This window comes from Neisseria sp. P0024.S006 (assembly GCF_051956595.1).
GTDB lineage: Bacteria > Pseudomonadota > Gammaproteobacteria > Burkholderiales > Neisseriaceae > Neisseria.
Map to the genome: position 1 here is coordinate 1 of NZ_JBQCXH010000041.1, position 467 is coordinate 467.

Sequence of the window (467 nt, forward strand, 5' to 3'; positions counted from 1 at the left end):
TTGCGCCAGCCAGTTGCGGTAGCGGCATAAGGTGCTGTAATCGGGGATGCTCAACTCGTCGAAACGGCAAAACAGGTTGAAATCGATGCGGGTAATGAGGCTGTGTTCGAGTTCGGGATCGGAGAGGCTGTGCCATTGTCCGAGCAGGACGGCTTTGAACATGGACAGCAGGGGATAGGCGGGACGGCCGCGGTGGTCTCTAAGGTAGCAGGTTCTTTGACGATTCAGGTACTGTTCGATCGGTTGCTAATCAATTACCTGATCCAACTTCAATAGTGGGAAGCGGTCGATGTGTTTGGCAATCATGGCTTGTGCGGTTTGCTGGAAGAAGGTGCTCATGAGAAATCCCCTAAATGTCTTGGTGGGAATTTAGGGGATTTTGGAGAATTTTGCAAAGGTCTCAGCCTATGATTCTTGCAGCCGCTATTTCAATTGGATGTAAAACGTACCGTCCGGCACGACGGGCA

The 467-nt window shown here is 51.4% G+C and carries 1 pseudogene; it reads right to left on the bottom strand.

What is annotated here, in order from left to right:
• Nucleotides 1-339 (bottom strand): annotated as a pseudogene (locus ACTHUF_RS11165) (transposase); the annotation flags it as partial.
• Between the last annotated feature and the right edge of the window lie 128 nt (nt 340-467).